At 67.1% G+C, this 19,533-nt stretch carries 14 protein-coding genes and 1 tRNA gene; 13 read left to right on the forward strand and 2 right to left on the reverse strand.

The annotated features are described in order from the left end of the window. Positions 1–9: 9 nt before the first annotated feature. From lgt to RQG82_RS00845, 7 genes are all read left to right on the forward strand, one after another. Complete coding sequence (gene lgt / locus RQG82_RS00815) at positions 10–1,038, forward strand: prolipoprotein diacylglyceryl transferase (protein WP_311257245.1); 1,029 nt, start codon at positions 10–12, stop codon at positions 1,036–1,038. 135 nt (positions 1,039–1,173) lie between these two features. Continuing rightward, positions 1,174–5,697, forward strand: coding sequence for a glutamate synthase large subunit (gene gltB, locus RQG82_RS00820; protein ID WP_311257792.1), 4,524 nt, complete (start codon positions 1,174–1,176; stop codon positions 5,695–5,697). Continuing rightward, the gene (locus RQG82_RS00825; protein WP_311257246.1) at positions 5,690–7,156 is read left to right on the forward strand and encodes a glutamate synthase subunit beta; all 1,467 of its coding nucleotides are present in this window, start codon (positions 5,690–5,692) and stop codon (positions 7,154–7,156) included. Before gltB ends, RQG82_RS00825 begins: the two co-directional genes overlap by 8 nt. A 56-nt stretch (positions 7,157–7,212) precedes the next feature. Next, positions 7,213–8,664 carry a pyruvate kinase gene (gene pyk / locus RQG82_RS00830; protein WP_311257247.1) on the forward strand — a complete coding sequence of 484 codons (1,452 nt, stop codon included), beginning with the start codon at positions 7,213–7,215 and terminating at the stop codon, positions 8,662–8,664. A gap of 122 nt (positions 8,665–8,786) precedes the next feature. Beyond that, positions 8,787–9,542, forward strand: coding sequence for an alpha/beta hydrolase (locus tag RQG82_RS00835; RefSeq protein ID WP_311257248.1), 756 nt, complete (start codon positions 8,787–8,789; stop codon positions 9,540–9,542). Beyond that, positions 9,521–10,198 carry an alpha/beta hydrolase gene (locus RQG82_RS00840; RefSeq protein WP_311257249.1) on the forward strand — a complete coding sequence of 226 codons (678 nt, stop codon included), beginning with the start codon at positions 9,521–9,523 and terminating at the stop codon, positions 10,196–10,198. Before RQG82_RS00835 ends, RQG82_RS00840 begins: the two co-directional genes overlap by 22 nt. Positions 10,199–10,317: 119 nt before the next feature. After that, positions 10,318–10,803, forward strand: coding sequence for a hypothetical protein (locus tag RQG82_RS00845; RefSeq protein ID WP_311257250.1), 486 nt, complete (start codon positions 10,318–10,320; stop codon positions 10,801–10,803). Positions 10,804–10,810: 7 nt separating this feature from the next. Here the strand turns inward: RQG82_RS00845 and RQG82_RS00850 are convergent. Next, a tRNA-Leu gene (locus RQG82_RS00850) sits at positions 10,811–10,893 on the reverse strand. A gap of 101 nt (positions 10,894–10,994) precedes the next feature. On the opposite strand from RQG82_RS00850, the gene RQG82_RS00855 reads away from it, so the two are divergent. Beyond that, positions 10,995–11,615 (forward strand): ANTAR domain-containing response regulator, encoded by a 621-nt coding sequence (locus tag RQG82_RS00855; RefSeq protein ID WP_042536652.1) that lies wholly within the window; start codon positions 10,995–10,997, stop codon positions 11,613–11,615. Positions 11,616–11,618: 3 nt separating this feature from the next. Next, positions 11,619–12,182, forward strand: coding sequence for a GNAT family protein (locus RQG82_RS00860; RefSeq protein ID WP_311257251.1), 564 nt, complete (start codon positions 11,619–11,621; stop codon positions 12,180–12,182). Here RQG82_RS00860 and RQG82_RS00865 read toward each other — a convergent pair. After that, positions 12,157–12,585: a hotdog fold thioesterase gene (locus RQG82_RS00865; RefSeq protein ID WP_079112796.1), complete on the reverse strand. Its 429-nt coding sequence runs from the start codon at positions 12,583–12,585 to the stop codon at positions 12,157–12,159. The two genes, RQG82_RS00860 and RQG82_RS00865, sit on opposite strands and share 26 nt — an antisense overlap. Before the next feature lie 45 nt (positions 12,586–12,630). Here RQG82_RS00865 and polA point away from each other — a divergent pair, with 45 nt between their 5' ends. The 4 genes from polA (at position 12,631) to RQG82_RS00885 (ending at position 19,510) form a co-directional block, all read left to right on the forward strand. Then, entirely contained in the window at positions 12,631–15,264 is a 2,634-nt protein-coding gene (gene polA / locus RQG82_RS00870; protein ID WP_311257252.1) for a DNA polymerase I, read from the forward strand. Positions 15,265–15,350: 86 nt separating this feature from the next. Then, a complete protein-coding gene (locus tag RQG82_RS00875; protein WP_311257253.1) occupies positions 15,351–17,027 on the forward strand; it encodes a DUF885 domain-containing protein in 1,677 nt (558 codons plus the stop codon). Between the two features lie 53 nt (positions 17,028–17,080). After that, positions 17,081–18,115 (forward strand): LLM class flavin-dependent oxidoreductase, encoded by a 1,035-nt coding sequence (locus tag RQG82_RS00880; RefSeq protein ID WP_311257254.1) that lies wholly within the window; start codon positions 17,081–17,083, stop codon positions 18,113–18,115. 42 nt (positions 18,116–18,157) lie between these two features. After that, a complete protein-coding gene (locus RQG82_RS00885; protein ID WP_311257255.1) occupies positions 18,158–19,510 on the forward strand; it encodes an MFS transporter in 1,353 nt (450 codons plus the stop codon). Positions 19,511–19,533 lie beyond the last annotated feature (23 nt).

Consider the following 19,533-nt stretch of genomic DNA (forward strand, 5'->3'; position numbering starts at 1 on the left):
ATCGCACTCATGTCCCTCGCGCTTCACAGCACCTTCAGCGGCGTGCTCGCCAGCATCCCGAGCCCCCCGGTCTCCTACATCGACCTCGGCCCGCTACGGATCCACTTCTACGCGCTCTGCATCATCGCCGGCATCATCGCCGCGGTGCTGCTGACGAACCACCGCCTCACGAGGCGCGGTGCAGAGCCGTGGGTCGTGATCGACATCTCGATCCTCGCCGTTCCACTGGCGATCATCGGCGCGCGCATCTTCCACGTGCTCACCCACCCGAACTTCTACTTCGGCGAGGGCAAGAACACCTGGAACCCGTTCGAGCCCGGCTCCGTCTGGGCGATCTGGGAGGGGGGCATCGCCATCTTCGGCGCCCTCATCGGTGGCGCCATCGGTGCGTACCTCGGCTGCCGCTGGACCGGCATCCGCTTCTGGACCTTCGCCGACGCGCTGGCGCCCGGTCTCCTGCTCGCGCAGGCCATGGGACGCTTCGGCAACTGGTTCAACAAGGAGCTCTACGGTCTGCCGACCGACCTGCCGTGGGGTCTCGAGATCCCCGCTGACAACTCCGCGTTCCCCCCTGGGCTCCCCGAGGGCACGCTCTTCCACCCGACCTTCCTCTACGAGGTGATCTGGAACGGCCTCGGCGTCATCGTGCTGCTCTGGCTGAGCCGCAAGGCGACCGCGTTCCAGTGGGGAAAGCTCTTCGCGATCTACCTCATCTGGTACAGCGCCGGCCGCGTGGTCTGGGAGTCGATCCGCATCGATCCGAGCGAGATCTTCCTGGGCCTGCGCAGCAACGTCTGGGCAGCGATCATCGGCATCGTCGTGGGCCTCGCGATCCTCATCGTGCAGTCGCGACGTCACCCCGGACTCGAGCCCTCGCCGTACCAGCCCGGCCGCGGCCGGACCGACCTGGACGCTGATGTAGAATCGCAGAACAATCCCTCCGATTTCGTGGACGTGAGTGAGCCTCCGTCCGAAGAAGTCGCCGCAGGAGCCAGCGCCACAAGCACCGCTCCCACGGACACCGAAGGCGCTCGATAGCCGACCGGTCCGTGCGGACCCCATCACATCCACCCGGCCAATGACGTCCCCGGGTCAGCTGCAGATCTGAGGACGGTACTGGTGTATTTTCAGCCTCCCTACGGCGCTTCCGGCGCTTACCCCCCGAAGCAGGGCATGTACAACCCGGCGTTCGAGAAGGACGCCTGCGGCCTCGCCATGGTCGCGACGCTTCGTGGTGAAGCGGGCCACGACATCATCGCGCTGGCGCTCGAAGCGCTGCGCAACCTCGAGCACCGCGGTGCGATCGGCTCGGATGCCGGCACCGGAGACGGCGCGGGCATCCTGACGCAGATGCCCGACGTGTTCCTGCGCGCGGTCACCGATTTCGAACTGCCCCCGGTCGGCGAGTATGCCGCGGGTCTGGCATTCCTCCCTCGTGATTCGAGCGAGCGCCGTCAGCAGAAGGCCGGCATCGAGAAGATCGCCCGCTCCGAGGGCCTGCGCGTGCTCGGATGGCGCGAGGTGCCGACGGTCAACGACAACCTGGGCAAGCTCGCCGATGAGGCTCGCCCCGCCTTCGAACAGCTGTTCGTGAGCGCAGGGGGAGCGACGCACTCCGACGCGCCGCTCACCGGCATCGCACTCGACCGCGTCGCGTACCGCCTGCGCAAGCGCGCCGGACACGAGCTCGGCGCCTACTTCGTCTCGCTGTCCGCCCGCACCCTCGGGTACAAGGGCATGGTCACGACGCTGCAGCTCGAGCCGTTCTACCCCGACCTGCAGGACGAGCGCTTCATGTCGGAGCTCGCCGTCGTGCACTCCCGCTATTCCACCAACACCTTCCCCTCGTGGCCGCTGGCGCAGCCGCTGCGCATGCTCGCGCACAACGGCGAGATCAACACGGTCGGGGGCAACCGCAACTGGATGCGGGCACGTCAGTCCCAGCTCGAGTCCGAACTGCTCGGCGACGTCGCGCCTCTGCTGCCGATCTGCACCGACGGCGCCAGCGACTCCGCGTCGTTCGACGAGGTGCTCGAGCTGCTCACCCTCACTGGTCGCAGCCTGCCCCACGCCATCATGATGATGGTGCCGGAGGCCTACGAGAAGCAGTCCGACATCTCGCCCGAGTTGCGCTCGTTCTACGAGTACCACTCGAACCAGATGGAGCCGTGGGACGGTCCGGCCGCCCTCATCTTCACCGACGGCACCGTGGTCGGAGCGACCCTCGACCGCAACGGCCTGCGCCCAGGACGCTGGACCGAGACGACCGACGGCCTCATCGTCATCGGCTCGGAGACCGGCGTGCTCACATTCGAGCCCGAGCGGATCAAGCGCCGTGGACGCCTGCAGCCGGGCAAGATGTTCCTCGTCGACACCTCGCAGCAGCGCATCATCGAGGACGAGGAGATCAAGCACGACCTCGCGACCATGCACCCGTGGCAGGAGTGGCTGGATGCCGGGTCCGTGCGTCTCGCCGACCTGCCGGAGCGTGAGCACATCGTGCACCCGCCGGCGTCGATCACCCGACGTCAGCGCACCTTCGGCTACACCGAAGAAGAGGTGCGTCTGCTGCTGACCCCGATGGGGCAGACCGGTGTCGAGCCGCTCGGCGCCATGGGATCCGACACGCCGATCGCCGTGCTGAGCAAGCGCCCGCGTCTGCTCTTCGACTACTTCACGCAGCAGTTCGCGCAGGTCACCAACCCGCCGCTCGACTCGATCCGTGAAGAGGTCGTCACGAGCCTGAAGCTGGGTCTCGGTCCCGAGAGCAACCTGCTCACCTGGGGCCCTGACCACACGCGCACGGTGTCGCTCGACTTCCCGGTCATCGACAACGACGAGCTCGCGAAGATCCGCCACATCGACAAGGCGCTTCCCGATCGCTCGAGCGTCACCATCCGCGGGCTGTACCACTTCGACGCCGGTTCGAACACGCTCGAGAAGCGTCTCACCGAGATGTGCGACGAGGTCGACGCGGCCATCGAGAGCGGCGCCGAGTTCATCATCCTGTCTGACCGTGACTCGAACAAGGATCTGACCCCGATCCCCTCGCTGCTCATGGTGTCGGCCGTGCACCACCACCTGATCCGCCGCGAGAACCGCATGAAGGTGGGTCTGATCGTCGAGGCCGGAGATGTGCGCGAGGTGCATCACGTCGCGACCCTGATCGGATACGGCGCCTCGGCGGTCAACCCGTACCTCGCGATGGAGACCGTCGAGCATCTGGTGCGCACCGGCTACATCACGGGCATCAGCCCCGAGAAGGCCGTCCGCAACCTGATCTACGCGCTCGGCAAGGGCGTCCTGAAGATCATGTCGAAGATGGGCATCTCGACCGTCTCGTCGTATGCCGGCGCTCAGGTCTTCGAGGCCGTCGGTCTGAGCGAGGAGTTCATCGACAAGTACTTCACGCGCACCGAGTCGAAGCTCGGCGGGATCGGCATCCAAGAGATCTTCATCGAGAACCAGGCTCGTCACGACTACGCGTACCCCGAGGACGAAGCAGCTCGTGCGCACGAGCGGCTCTGGACCGGTGGCGAGTACCAGTGGCGCCGCGACGGCTCGCCGCACCTCTTCAACCCCGAGACGGTGTTCAAGCTGCAGCACGCCACGCGCGAGCGCCGCTACGACATCTTCCGCGAGTACACGAAGATGGTCGACGACCAGGCGGCGGAGCTGAAGACGCTCCGCGGGATGTTCACGCTGCGCACCGGCACCCGCAAGCCCGTGCCGCTCGACGAGGTCGAACCGGTATCGGCGATCGTGAAGCGCTTCTCGACGGGCGCGATGAGCTACGGATCGATCTCCAAAGAGGCTCACGAGACCCTTGCGATCGCCATGAACCGGCTCGGCGGCAAGTCGAACACCGGTGAGGGCGGCGAGGACACCGACCGTCTGCTCGACCCCGAACGTCGCAGCGCGATCAAGCAGGTCGCCTCAGGACGCTTCGGTGTCACGAGCCTGTACCTCACTGAGGCCGACGACATCCAGATCAAGCTCGCCCAGGGCGCCAAGCCCGGCGAGGGTGGTCAGCTGCCTCCGCAGAAGGTCTACCCCTGGGTCGCCCGCACGCGCGGCGGCACGCCTGGTGTCGGCCTCATCTCGCCGCCGCCGCATCACGACATCTACTCGATCGAAGACCTGAAGCAGCTCATCTTCGACCTGAAGCGCGCGAACCCCGAGGCGCGCATCCACACCAAGCTGGTCAGCCAGTCGGGTATCGGCGCGGTGTCTGCGGGTGTCGCCAAGGCGCTCAGCGACGTCATCCTGGTGTCGGGCCATGACGGCGGCACGGGCGCGAGCCCGATGAACTCCCTCAAGCACGCGGGGACGCCCTGGGAACTCGGTCTCGCCGAGACGCAGCAGACGCTCATGCTGAACGGCATGCGCGACCGCGTGGTCGTGCAGGTCGACGGACAGCTGAAGACCGGACGCGATGTCATCATCGGTGCTCTGCTCGGCGCCGAGGAGTTCGGTTTTGCCACTGCACCGCTGGTCGTCAGCGGGTGCATCATGATGCGGGTCTGCCACCTCGACACGTGCCCTGTGGGCGTCGCGACGCAGAACCCGGTGCTGCGCGAGCGCTTCACCGGCAAGCCGGAGTTCGTCGTGAACTTCATGGAGTTCATCGCCGAAGAGGTCCGTGAGATCCTCGCAGAGCTGGGCTTCCGCTCGATCGACGAGATCGTCGGACGCGCCGAGCTCATCGAGGCGAACGCGGCCCTGCAGCACTGGAAGGCAGAGGGTCTCGACCTGAGCCCCGTGCTCGAGGGCCCCGCGTTCCCCGCGAGCGAGCCGCGTCGCAGCCGCCGCACGCAGGATCACGAGCTCGAGAAGCACTTCGATGTGCAGCTCATCGACATCGCGAAGCCCGCTCTCCTCAACGGAGAGCCGGTCGTGGTCGAGCTGCCCATCGCGAACACCGAGCGTGCGGTCGGCACGATGCTGGGCCACCAGGTCACGTCGCGCCACGGTGCCGCGGGGCTTCCCAGCGGCACGATCGACGTCACGCTGCACGGCACGGCCGGTCAGTCGCTGGGAGCATTCCTTCCCTCCGGCATCGTGCTGCGCCTCGAAGGCGATGCGAACGACTACGTCGGCAAGGGCCTCTCCGGTGGCGACATCTCGATCCGTCCGGCTCGGGGCTCTGCCATCGCGCCGCACGAGAACGTGATCGCCGGCAACGTGATCGGATACGGAGCGACGTCGGGAACGATGTTCCTCTCCGGCGTCGTGGGCGAGCGATTCCTCGTCCGCAACTCCGGTGCCACGGCGGTCGTCGAGGGCGTGGGAGACCATGCGCTCGAGTACATGACCGGGGGAGTCGCAGTGATCCTCGGCTCGACGGGGCGCAACCTCGGCGCGGGCATGTCGGGGGGAGTGGCCTACATCCACTCGCTCGACAGCGGCAAGATCAACGCCCAGTCGCTCGGCAGCGGCGAGCTCCGGCTCGAGCCGCTCGACCGTGCCGACCTCGAAGTGCTGCGCAGCCTGATCGTCGCACACGTGGAGCGGACGGCCTCGCCGCTCGGCTCCGACATCCTGGCGCGGTTCGATGAGACCGCCGGCCAGTTCACGAAGGTGCTTCCGCGGGACTACGCCGCAGTGCGCAGCATGCGCGAAGAAGCAGTCGCCGAGGGCATCGACCCCGACGGCGACATCGTCTGGAACCGCATCCTGGAGGTGACCGGTGGCTGATCCCAAAGGTTTTCTGAAGGTCACCGAGCGTGAACTTCCGAAGCGTCGCCCTGTGCCCGTGCGCATCATGGACTGGAAAGAGGTCTATGAGGCCGGTGACCAGGCGGTCCTGAAGCGTCAGGCCGGGCGCTGCATGGACTGCGGCGTGCCGTTCTGCCATCAGGGCTGCCCGCTGGGCAACCTGATCCCCGAATGGAACGACCTGACCTGGCGCGGAGAAGGGCGTGCGGCGATCGATCGCCTGCACGCGACCAACAACTTCCCTGAGTTCACCGGTCGTCTGTGCCCTGCCCCGTGCGAGAGCTCGTGCGTGCTCGGCATCAATCAGCCTGCGGTCACGATCAAGCAGATCGAGGTCTCGATCATCGACGAGGCCTTCGCCAAGGGCTGGGTCGAACCGCAGCCTCCCGCTCGTCTGACCGGCAAGACGGTCGCCGTCGTGGGCTCCGGCCCTGCAGGGCTCGCGGCCGCGCAGCAGCTCACCCGTGCGGGTCACACCGTCGCGGTCTTCGAGCGAGACGACCGCATCGGCGGTCTGCTGCGCTACGGCATCCCCGACTTCAAGATGGAGAAGGGGCAGCTCGAGTCGCGCCTTCGCCAGATGCAAGAAGAGGGCACGAGGTTCCGTGCCGGAGTGGAGATCGGCAAGGACATCTCGTGGTCCGACCTCCGCGCCCGTTACGACGCCGTCGTGATCGCCACCGGATCCACGATTCCCCGCGACCTGTCGATCCCGGGTCGCGACCTCGACGGAGTGCACTTCGCGATGGAGTACCTCGTCGAGTCCAACCATGCGGTCGCCGGAGACAAGGTCCCCGAGCAGATCAGCGCCGAGGGCAAGCACGTCATCGTGATCGGCGGCGGCGACACCGGTGCGGACTGCATCGGCACCGCGCACCGTCAGGGCGCGATCAGCGTCACCAACCTCGCGATCGGCAAGCAGCCTGGCACCGAGCGGCCGGGACACCAGCCCTGGCCGATGATGCCGACGCTCTTCGAGATCTCTTCTGCTCACGAAGAGGGCGGTGAGCGCGTCTTCCTCGCCTCGACTGTCGAGTTCCTGTCGAACGACGTCGGCGAGGTTCGTGCTCTGCGCGTCGCCGAGACCGAGTACATCGACGGCCGTCGCGTGCCCAAGAGCGGCACCGAGCGCGTGATCCCCGCAGACCTCGTGCTGATCGCGATGGGCTTCACCGGCCCGGAGCAGGACGGCTACACCGAGGACACGCTTCCGCAGGTCACCGACCGTGGCGCCTTCCGACGTGACGACAGCTACGAGTCGACCGTCCCCGGTGTGTTCGTCGCCGGCGATGCCGGCCGCGGGCAGTCGCTCATCGTGTGGGCGATCGCCGAGGGCCGTGCGGCCGCAGCCAACGTCGATCGGTTCCTCATGGGCACCACCGTTCTGCCCGAGCCGGTGCGGCCGCATGAAGTCGCTATCGGCCTCCAGCCCGCGTAGGCTGAGCCGCGGCACCGTCGCCTGATTTCCATCCCCCACTACCCTGGAGCAATCTGTTGAGACGCGCGAAAATCGTCGCCACCCTGGGCCCCGCCACCTCCACCTATGACACCGTGCGTGCACTGATCGACGCCGGCGTGGACGTCGCGCGCCTGAACCTCAGCCACGGTGACTACTCCGTGCACGAGAACAACTACGCCAACGTCCGCAAGGCTGCCGATGACGCAGGCCGCGCCGTCGCCATCCTCGTCGACCTGCAGGGACCGAAGATCCGCCTCGGCAAGTTCGAGAACGGCCCCTACGAGCTCGCCGCCGGCGACATCTTCAAGATCACGACCGAAGACATCATCGGCAACAAGGACATCTGCGGAACGACCTTCAAGGGCCTGCCCAACGACGTCAAGCCGGGAGACTTCCTCCTCATCGACGACGGCAAGGTCCGCGTCGAGGTCGTCGAGACCGACGGCGTGACCGTCACGACCCGCGTCATCGTCGCGGGAGCCGTGTCGAACAACAAGGGCATCAACCTTCCCGGTGTCGCCGTCAACGTCCCCGCTCTGAGCGAGAAGGACGAAGACGACCTCCGCTGGGGCCTTCGCATCGGCGCCGACCTCATCGCACTGTCGTTCGTCCGCAATGCGGAGGACATCAGCCGCGTGCACGAGATCATGGCCGAAGAGGGCGTCAAGGTCCCCGTCATCGCCAAGGTCGAGAAGCCGCAGGCCGTCGACGCGCTCGAAGAGATCGTCGACGCCTTCGACGCGATCATGGTCGCCCGTGGTGACCTCGGCGTCGAGCTTCCGCTCGAGGCCGTTCCGATCGTCCAGAAGCGCGCGGTCGAACTGGCGCGCCGCATGGCGAAGCCGGTCATCGTCGCGACGCAGATGCTCGAGTCGATGATCAACAGCCCCGTGCCCACGCGCGCAGAGACCTCCGACGTCGCGAACGCCGTGCTCGACGGTGCAGACGCCGTGATGCTCTCGGGCGAGACCAGCGTGGGCGACTACCCCGTGGTCGTCGTCGAGACGATGGCTCGCATCATCGAGTCCACCGAGGAGCACGGTCTGGAGCGCATCGCCCCGCTGACGACCAAGCCGCGCACCCAGGGTGGTGCGATCACCCTCGCCGCCCTCGAGGTCGCGGAGTTCGTCGACGCCAAGTACCTCTGCGTGTTCACGCAGTCGGGTGACTCGGCCCGCCGCCTCTCGCGTCTGCGCTCGCGCATCCCGATGATCGCGTTCACCCCCGAGCCGAGCATCCGTCGGCGCATGGCCCTCACATGGGGCATCCGCTCGAAGCTCGTCGACATGGTGCAGCACACCGACCTGATGTATCTGCAGGTCGACGACTATCTGCTCGGCAGCGGTCTCGCCGTCGAGGGTGACAAGGTCGTCGTGATCTCCGGGTCCCCTCCCGGAATCGTCGGCTCGACCAACGACATCCGCGTCCACAAGGTCGGGGACGCCGTGAACGGCGCCGCTCCGATCTACAAGGAAGCGACGATCTGATCCAGGTCGCACAGGAAGGGGCGGAACGATTGTTCCGCCCCTTCGTCGTGCGTTCGGCAAGGTTCCGCGGGACCATGTCAAGCGGCTGGCGCAGGAGTTCGCGCCGCACCTACGGTGAGCGGATGACTCTTCTCTCTCGGCGCATCGTCGTGGCGGGCCAGGCCTTCCGCCTTCACGAAAGCACCGAGACGAAGGCATCGGATGCCGTCACGTACGTGCTGATCCACGGCGTCGGCATGTCGCATCGCTATTTCGCTCCTCTGCACGAGGCCCTGCCGGAGTCGGCACGGGTGATCTCGATCGACCTCCCCGGTTTCGCGGGATTGCCGCAGCCAGAGCGCGATCTCGAGGTCGCAGACATGGGACGCCTGCTGGCAGAGCTCGTCGCGGTGCTGGGCCCTGAACGCGTCGTCTACGTCGGGCATTCGATGGGAGCCCAATGGGTGCTCGAAGCTGCGCGTGCGCGCACAGAGCCTGTCGAGGGCGTCGTGATGATCGGCCCGGTCGTCGATGAGCGTCACCGCACTCTCGGTGCGCAGGCACGGGCTCTGGTGGTCGACACGCTGGGGGAGTCCCCGGCCGCGAACGCCGTCGTCCTGGTCGACTACCTGCGGTGCGGCATCCGCCGGTATCTGAAGCAGGCACGGCGGATGGTCGAATACTCGACGGCGTCGGGGGTTCGGGCACTGCAGATGCCGGTGCTCGTCATCCGCGGAGGCGACGACCCGGTCGCCGGATCGGAGTGGGGCCACGCGCTCAGCGCCGCGGCACGCGACGGAGTGCTCGTCGAGATCCCCGGGCAGGTCCACAACGTGCATTTCTCCGCCCCGCAGGCAGTCGCAGAAGCGATCGAGGGGTGGGCGCCATCCGCACGCTGAGACGAGCCGTCTGGTGGATCGCCGACTACACCTATGCCGTGTACTGGCAACTGCGCGCTGCCTTCGACCGACGCGACGCCGCATCGTTCGCGAGCGGCTCTGAGGCACCGATCGTGATCCTTCCCGGCGTGTACGAGACCTGGCGGTTCATGCAGCCGCTCATCACGGCGCTGCACGCCCGGGGCCACCCCGTGCATGTCCTCGATTCGCTCAGGCACAATCGCAGGCCGGTCGTCGAATCAGCCCAGCTCATGACCGACTTCCTCGAGACGGCGCAGCTCACCGATGCGCTCATCGTCGCGCACAGCAAGGGCGGTCTCGCGGGCAAGATGGCGATGGCCGGCCCCTCCGGCTTCCGGGTGCGCGCCATGGTGGCGGTCGCCACGCCCTTCGGCGGCTCCAGCTATGCGCGCATGTTGCCGGTCCGCTCTCTCCGGGCGTTCTCGCCCTCGGATCCTTCGATCATGCAGCTCGCGCGCCAGCTCGATGTCAACGAGCGGATCGTGTCGATCTACGCAGAGTTCGACCCGCACATCCCCGAGGGCAGCGAGCTCAGCGGCGCGATGAAGAACGTGCGTCTCGACTCCGGCGGGCACTTCCGGGTTCTCGCGAATCCCCGGGTCCTCGCAGAGGTCGCCGCGCTGTCCGAGCGCTGAGCGACCGGTCGGCGCTCAGGCCTCACTGTTCCTTCCACGGCCCCGCAGGTTCTCAGCCGCAGACCTGTACTCTGGTCAGGCGCAGCCCGCCCGCACGGCGGCAGGCCCGCACCCCACCCATGGATGACCTGACCATCGAACCCGCCGTGGCCGAGCGACCCGAGCGCTCCCGCCCGCTGGTCGGAGCGCCATCCGCAGCTCAGCGGCCTGCCCTCATCGGGCACCCGGAGCTCGACGACACGCCGCCGCTCACGAGGAAATCGGGAAGCATCGGCGTCCGATTCCGTCTCAGGCGTCGCTTCCGCACCTACGATGCCATCGCCTGCGTCCCCACGTATCTTGCTCAGACCCGCACATGCGACACCATTCTCGGCCCCGACGGCGGCCGGGTGCACGACGGCCAGACATATGAACCGGTGCTGGTCGGCGGACTTCACGTCGATGCAACGGATGAGAACCTCGACGCGATCATCCGCGCCGTGGTTCCGCGGGACGTCGTCACCGCCGACCATCCTGCGGTCGCTGAGCGGATGATCCTCGAGGCGATGAGCCCCGCCCTCGATCGATATCTGTTGATCGACGGTCGGGTATGGATCAGCATCTGAACTGATGTGCCGGCGGTGGGACTCGAACCCACACGCCCTTTCGGACAGAGCATTTTGAGTGCTCCGCGTCTGCCATTCCGCCACGCCGGCTCGTGTGTCGCGTCTTCGACTTTAGCGCAGGCGATCCGCACTGACCCGCACCCGTCACACCATCGGGGGACCTCAGAGGTGGTCTCCACTAGGATGGGTCTGTGACCGAGCAAGAGCAGGCAGCAGAACAGCCCACGTCATCCGCACCCCGACGCGTCGTCGTCGCCGAGGACGAGTCGCTGATCCGTCTCGACATCGTCGAGATCCTCCGCGACAACGGCTTCGATGTCGTCGGTGAGGCAGGTGACGGCGAGACGGCCGTGGCACTCGCGACCGAGCTCCGCCCCGACCTCGTCATCATGGACGTCAAGATGCCGCAGCTCGATGGCATCAGCGCAGCCGAGAAGCTGCACAAGGGCAACATCGCACCCGTCGTCCTTCTCACGGCGTTCAGCCAGAAGGAGCTCGTCGAGCGCGCGAGCGAGGCCGGAGCGCTGGCCTACGTCGTCAAGCCCTTCACTCCGAACGACCTGCTGCCCGCCATCGAGATCGCCCTCGCCCGTCACGAGCAGATCATCACGCTCGAGGCCGAGGTCGCCGATATGGTCGAGCGCTTCGAGACCCGCAAGCTCGTCGATCGTGCCAAGGGCCTGCTGAACGAGAAGATGGGCCTCTCCGAGCCGGAGGCGTTCCGCTGGATCCAGAAGGCATCGATGGACCGCCGTCTCACGATGCAGGACGTCGCCAAGGCGATCATCGAGCAGCTCGCTCCGAAGAAGTAGTCTTTGCTGCCGCTCGACGCGGAGCACCTGCTGCGTCCTGTTCAGATCGGTGACGGCGCTGCACTGGCGAGAGCGTATTCGGCGAACCGAGAGCATCTCGCACCGTGGGAGCCGCTCAGGGCGCCGGAGTTCTTCACCCCGGAGTGGCAGGAGTTCCACGCCGAGCAGTGCGTCATCGAAGCCTCTGCAGGCCGGAACATCCGCTTCGTGATCGAGTCGTCCGACGGCGAGATCCGCGGACGGATCAACCTCAACAACATCGTGCGCGGTGCGTTCTGGAACGCCGATCTGGGTTACTGGATCGACAAGACTCGTCTCCGTCGCGGTCTCGCATCCCGCGGGGTGCGCCTCGTCGCCGCGTACGCGCGCGACGAAGTGCGACTGCACCGCCTGCAGGCAGCGACACTGCTGCACAACTCCGGCTCACAGCGTGTTCTCGCGGACAACGGCTTCGAGCGCATCGGCATCGCACCGCAGTACCTGCGCATCGCGGGGGAGTGGCAGGACCACCTGCTGTTCCAGCTGCTGCTGGAAGAACCTCTCAGCGAGCCTCGGGAGCGTCCTTGATCATGTTGGTGATCCGGATCGTCGAGCACCGGCGGCCCTGATCGTCGGAGACGACGATCTCGTGCACCGTGATGCTGCGCCCGAGGTGCACGGGCGTGCACACGCCGGTCACCACGCCGGACGTCGCCGATCGCGTGTGCGTCGCGTTGATGTCGACCCCCACGGCCAGTCGCCCTGGACCCGCGTGCAGGTTGGCGGCCATGGATCCCAGCGACTCACCGAGCACGACATAGGCGCCGCCGTGCATGAGGCCGACGGGCTGCGTGTTGCCCTCGACGGGAAGCGTCGCGACGCAGCGCTCGGTGGTGAACTCGAGGAACTCCATGCCCATCTTCTGAGCGAGCGCACCCATTCCCCGGGCTGTCGCCCAGTCGAGTCCTGCACTGGTCGCGGTGTCGCTCATGGTTCCTCCTCAGCGGGTGTCTGTCGTCCTCGTTAGGCTGACAGGGTGACGGACTCCGCAAAGCCTACCCTCATGGTCGTCGACGGCCATTCGCTCGCCTATCGTGCCTTCTTCGCCCTGCCGGTCGAGAACTTCACGACCAAAGACAACCAGCACACGAACGCCATCTACGGCTTCCTGTCGATGCTGGTGAACCTCATCAAGGCCGAGCAGCCGACGCACATGGCGATCGCATTCGACACCTCTCGCCATTCGTTCCGCACCGACGTGTACCCCGAATACAAAGCGACACGCTCCGAGTCGCCGCAGGAGTTCCGCGGGCAGATCCCGCTGCTGCAGGACTGCCTGGCCGCGATGTCGATCCCGGTGCTCACGAAAGAGGGGGTCGAGGCCGATGACATCCTCGCGACCCTCGCGGCGCAGGGCGCCGAGCAGGGCTACGACGTTCTCGTGGTCTCCGGCGACCGTGACACCATCCAGCTGGTCACCGACGACGTCACGCTGCTGTACCCGTCGGTTCAGGGCGTCTCGCAGCTCAAGCGGTACGACCCGGTGACCGTGCAGGAGCGCTACGGCGTGCGACCCGAGCAGTACCCCGACATCGCTGCTCTCGTCGGCGAGACGAGCGACAACCTTCCCGGGGTGCCCAAGGTGGGCGAGAAGACGGCAGTCAAGTGGCTGACCCAATTCGGCTCGCTCGACGATCTGCTCGAGCGCTCAGACGAGATCAAGGGCGTCGTGGGCGGCAACCTGCGCGAGCACATCGAAGACGTGCGACGCAACCGCCGGCTCAACCGACTGCTGACCGACGTCGAACTTCCCGTCGCGCCTGACGACCTCGCCGTCGCGCCGATCGATGCCCAGGCCGTGCGCGACATCTTCGCCCGTCTCGAGTTCCGCACTCTGCTGCCACGCGTCTTCGAGGCCGTCGGCGCGGGGGAGGTCGCCGACGACCCGGCGACGGCTGTGGTGCTGCCTGAGCCCACCCAGGTCACCGCGGCAGAGTTCGTCAGCTGGGCCGAGTCGCAGCCCGACGACATCGCCGTGCGGATCGTCGTGCAGGGCGGTGCTCCGACAAGGCTCGGGGCCGCGGCTGCGGGCGAGCTCCGTGAACTCGACTGGAACCACGACGTCGTCGATGTCCTGCGTCCATGGCTCGAGTCCGCGAGGCCCAAGGTGCTCCACGACGCGAAGCCCCAGGTGAAGGCCCTGCTGCGACTGGGTGTGCGGTTCAGCGGCTTGGCCTACGACACGAGTCTGGCCGGATGGCTGCTGCGTCCGAGCTTCCCCGACAAGACCCTCGGCGACCTCGTAGAGCGCTATCTCGGTGAGAAGCTGCCTGAGGCAGACCCGACGCAGCTCGTTCCTGAGACCGAAGGCGCCACTCCGTCGCAGGAGGCCTGGTTCACGCTCCGTGTCGCCACCGCACTGCGCGAGGACATCCCCGAGTCCGTCGCCACCGTGCTCACCGACATCGAGCTTCCGACGCTGCTGACCCTGGCCGACATGGAGGTCGCGGGAGTCGCGGTGTCGCACGACGTAATGTCGACGTTCTCGGGCGAGCTGGCGACTCGCGCCGAGGCTCTCGCTCAGAACGCGTTCGGCATCGTCGGTCGCGAGTTCAACCTCGGCTCTCCGAAGCAGCTGCAGGAGGTGCTGTTCGACGACCTGCAGCTCCCCAAGACCCGCAAGACCAAGACCGGGTACTCCACGGATGCCGCCGTGCTCGCCGACCTGCAGGAGTCTCACCCGCATCCGTTCCTCGGTCTGCTGCTGCAGCATCGTGAGGCGACGAAGCTGCGCCAGATCATCGAGTCGCTCGACACGGCCATCCAGCCGGATCACCGCGTGCACACGACGTACGTGCAGACCGGCAGCCAGACCGGACGCCTGTCGAGCACCGACCCGAACCTCCAGAACATCCCGGTGCGCACCGAAGAATCCCGACGCATCCGCAGCGCCTTCCAGGTGGGAGAGGGCTACGAGGCACTCCTCACCGCCGACTACTCCCAGATCGAGATGCGGATCATGGCCCACCTCTCGGGCGACGAAGGCCTCATCGAGGCGTTCAACAGCGGCGAGGATCTGCACCGGTTCGTCGGTGCGCGTGTCTTCGGCGTCGAGCCGAGCGATGTGACCTCCGCGATGCGCACGAAGGTGAAGGCGATGTCGTACGGGCTCGTCTACGGCCTCTCGGCATTCGGGCTGTCGAAGCAGCTCCGCATCGAGCAGTCTGAGGCGAAGCAGCTGATGGTCGAGTACTTCGCTCGGTTCGGTGCGGTGCGCGACTACCTCCGGGCATCCGTCATGAAGGCCAAGGAGGTCGGGTACACCGAGACGATCTTCGGACGGCGCCGACCGTTCCCCGACCTCGCGAGCCCGAACCGGGTGCTGCGCGAGAACGCCGAGCGCGCAGCGCTCAACGCGCCGATTCAGGGAAGCGCCGCCGACATCATGAAGATCGCGCTCCTGCACATCCACGAGGACCTCAGGTCAGAAGGTCTCACCTCGCGCGCACTGCTGCAGATCCACGACGAGCTCGTCGTCGAAGTGGCACCGGGGGAGTGGGATGCGACCGAACGGATCGTTCGAGCGCGGATGGGCGATGCGGCGGACCTCACCGTGCCTCTCGACGTTCAGGTCGGACGCGGACACGACTGGAACGAGGCAGCTCACTGAGCATCACCGGGCTATCGTGACGGGTAAGAACCCAGCGATGGGCATGCCAATATCCTGCGCCGGGGGTGCAGGGCTACGCTGGAGGGATGACCTCTTCCCCTCGCACACCGTCTGCCATCGACAGAGTCGCCGATGAGTGGGTCGACACCATCGCTGTGCTCGCTCCGACGCTCGGCACCTACATCGGTCGAGACGAGGTCAACGACCGTTTCGGCGACCTGAGCCCCGAAGGGCACGAGCAGATCGCGTCAGCGACCCGTTCGACACTCGCGAAGCTGGAGGCCCTCGAACCGGTCGATGCGATCGATCAGGTCACGAAGACCGATCTGGCCGCTGAGCTCAGCCTCGACCTCGAGCTCCATGACGCCGGCTGGCACCTCCGCGACCTGAACGTCATCGCTTCGGCACCCCAGGACGTGCGGTCGGCTTTCGACCTGATGCCGACGGCCACAGCCGACGACTGGAGCGTCATTGCGACGCGTCTCGCTGCAGTGCCCGGTGCGCTTCGGGGCTACACCGAGACCCTCCGCGCCGGCATCGCCGCCGGAGTCACCCCCGCTCGCCGTCAGGTGGTGGAGGTCGCGACACAGATCGACCGTTACACCGCGGACGACGGATTCTTCGCCGCGTTCGTGGCCGAGGCGGCCCCCCACGAGGGCAATCTCCCCGCGTCCCTCGCACGCACCCTGGCCGACAACTCCGCCGCAGCGCGGGTCGCATACGACGAGCTGCGCAGCTTCCTCGCGGAAGAGCTGGCGCCCGCGGCGACCGAGACCGACGCGGTGGGCCGCGAGCTCTATGCGCTGAACTCCCGTCGCTTCCTCGGAGCGACGATCGACCTCGATGAGACCTATGAATGGGGCCGTGAAGAACTCGCCCGCATGGTCGCCGAGCAGACCGCGATCGCGAACGAGATCCTCCCCGGTGCGTCGGTCGAAGAGGCCGTCGCCCACCTCGAGGCCGACCCGGCTCGCAAGCTCGTGGGCACCGAGGCTCTGCAGCGCTGGATGCAGGAGACGAGCGACCGCGCGGTCGCCGAGCTCGGCGCGACGCACTTCGACATCCCGGAGGCGATTCGCACCCTCGAGTGCATGATCGCCCCCACCCAAGAGGGCGGTATCTACTACACCGGTCCGACCGACGACTTCTCGCGTCCAGGGCGCATGTGGTGGTCGGTTCCTGAGGGCGTCACCGAGTTCGACACCTGGCGCGAACTGACGACCGTCTACCACGAGGGTGTTCCCGGCCATCACCTGCAGATCGCGCAGGCCGTCTACAACCGCACCGAGCTCAACTCGTGGCGGCGTCTGCTGGCCGGCACCTCCGGCCATGCAGAGGGCTGGGCACTGTATGCCGAGCGTCTGATGCAGCAGCTGGGCTACCTCGACGACCCGGCCGACCGTTTGGGCATGCTCGACGGCCAGCGCATGCGTGCAGCCCGCGTCGTGCTCGACATCGGCGTGCACCTGGGCAAGCCGCGCCTCGATGGCGAAGGCACCTGGGACGCCGACTACGCGTTGGACTTCATGCGCAAGAACGTGAACATGTCCGACCAGTTCGTGCAGTTCGAGGTCAACCGCTATCTCGGCTGGCCAGGCCAGGCGCCCTCCTACAAGGTGGGCCAGCGCATCTGGGAGCAGGTGCGCGACGCCTATCAGGCTGAGCGGGGCGCGGACTTCGACGTGAAGGAGTTCCACAAGCGGGCTCTCGACATGGGCGGCGTCGGACTCGACACGCTCCGAACCGCCCTTCTGACGCGCTGAGGGAATGCGGCGGCAGCATCCGCTGTTCATTCAGCTGAATAGAAAGGGCTGACATGAGCATCGAGTTCGGGCTGGACACCTTCGGCGACATCACGAGAGGCGACGACGGCGAGCTTCTCACGGGCGCGCAGACGATCCGCAACATCGTCCAGCAGGCGGAGCGAGCCGACAGCGTCGGCGTCGACTTCTTCGGCGTGGGGGAGCACCACCGCACGGAGTTCGCCGTGTCGGCGCCGGAGATGGTGCTCGCCACCATCGCGGGTCGCACCAAGAGCATCCGCCTCGGCACCGCCGTCACCGTGTTGTCCTCCGACGACCCGGTGCGCGTCTTCGAACGCTTCTCCACCCTTGACGCCCTCTCGAACGGACGAGCCGAGGTCGTGCTCGGCCGGGGCTCGTTCATCGAGTCCTTCCCGCTCTTCGGCTATGACCTCCGCGACTACGACGCCCTCTTCGAGCAGAAGCTGGAGCTCTTCGTCGAGCTTCTCATAGAGCAGCCGGTGACGTGGTCCGGATCGATGCGCGCATCGCTCGAGAACGCGAACGTCTTCCCGAAGACCGAGAACGGTCTGCGCACCTGGGTAGGGGTGGGCGGCAGCCCGGAGTCCGTGGTGCGTGTGGCGCGTCACGGGCTCGGCCTCATGCTCGCGATCATCGGAGGTCCGGCCGGTCGCTTCCGCCAGTTCGTCGATCTGTACCACCGTTCGGTGGCGTCCTTCGGCACCACCTCGCACCCGATCGCCGTTCACTCCCCGGGCCACATCGCCGACACCGATGAGGAGGCATGGGAGGCCGCGTACTCCGGGTTCGAGGCGATGAACAACACCATCGGTCGCGAGCGTGGATGGCCTCCGTACAGCCGGGCACGCTTCCAGAACGACGTGGGCCCTGCGGGAGCCCTCTACGTCGGTTCGCCCGACCGGGTCGCCGCCAAGATCGCCGACACCGTCACGACGCTCGGGCTCGGCCGCTTCGACATGAAGTACGCCACCGGCACGCTCTCGCACGACTCGATGATGCGCAGCATCGAGCTCTACGGTTCCGAGGTCATTCCTCGGGTGCGCCGGCTGCTGGCCGATCGCGACTGACGCACAGCTCAGCAGCGCGGTGCGCCCATCTACGATGAAGGAATGGCCAACACCGCGCTGCCGAGCCGGGCGTCGATCGCCGGGCGCCTCGATGAGCTCCCGTTCACGCGCCGTCACCTGCGTCTTCTCACCGGCTCAGGGGTCGGTTGGGCTCTGGACGCGATGGACGTCGGACTCATCTCGTTCATCCTCGCGGCTCTCACTCAGCAGTGGGGACTGACGAAGACGGATGCCGGATGGATCGCATCCGTCGGCTTCATCGGCATGGCGATCGGCGCCACCCTCGGCGGCCTTCTCGCCGACAGGCTCGGGCGACGCCAAGTCTTCGCACTGACGTTGCTGATCTACGGCGTGGCAACGGGAGCAAGCGCACTCGTGAGCGGTCTCGCCGCGCTCCTCGTGCTGCGGTTCCTCGTAGGGCTTGGCCTCGGTGCCGAGCTTCCCGTGGCTTCCACCTATGTGAGCGAGTTCGCGCCCGCCCGCATCCGAGGCAGGCTCATCGTCATCCTCGAGGCGTTCTGGGCGCTGGGATGGACGGCGGCCGCGCTGATCGGCTTCTTCGTGATCCCCGCATCCGACGAAGGGTGGCGCTGGGCCTTCGCACTCGGCGCGATCCCCGCCGTCTATGCGCTGATCGTCCGGTGGGGGCTCCCGGAGTCGCCGCGGTGGCTCGCCTCGCGCGGGCGCATCGCCGAGGCCGACCGGATCGTCGCGACCTTCGAGGCGGACGCGGGGGTCGAACCGGGGCCGGCGATCAGGCGAGAGCCGGTGTCGCGAGCGATCGCCGTCACCACGCGCGCGCGATTGACCACGCTGTGGAACGCGGAGTTCCGCGTACGCACCATCTGCCTCTGGATCGTCTGGCTCTGCGTGAACTTCGCGTACTACGGCGCATTCATCTGGATCCCCAGCATCCTGGTCGATGCGGGGTTCGATCTCGTTCGATCTTTCGGATTCACGCTCATCATCACCCTCGCTCAGCTCCCGGGCTATGCGGTCGCCGCGTGGCTGATCGAGGTGTGGGGCAGGCGCACCACGCTCTCGGTCTTCCTCGTCGGATCCGCTGTGTCGGCTGTCTTCTTCGGAACGTCGACGACCGAGGCCGCCATCATCGCCTCCGGCATGGCCCTCTCGTTCTTCAATCTCGGCGCCTGGGGTGCCCTGTACGCCGTCACTCCGGAGATCTACCCGACATCGCTGCGGGGGACAGGGGCGGGCTGGGCTGCGGGAGTGGGCCGCATCGCGTCGATCATCGCCCCGCTGGTCGTGCCGGTCGTGCTCGTCGCCGGGGGCGCACCGGTGCTGTTCGCGGTGTTCGGCGCGTGCTTCGTCGTCGCGGCGGCGGCGGCGTGGGGCCTGGTCGATCGCGGCGGGATGGCGCTCGACGACCGCTGATTGCCTGAGTGTCCGTGCGCGGG

This window comes from Microbacterium sp. WCS2018Hpa-9, assembly GCF_031843745.1.
In the GTDB taxonomy this organism is placed as follows: domain Bacteria; phylum Actinomycetota; class Actinomycetes; order Actinomycetales; family Microbacteriaceae; genus Microbacterium.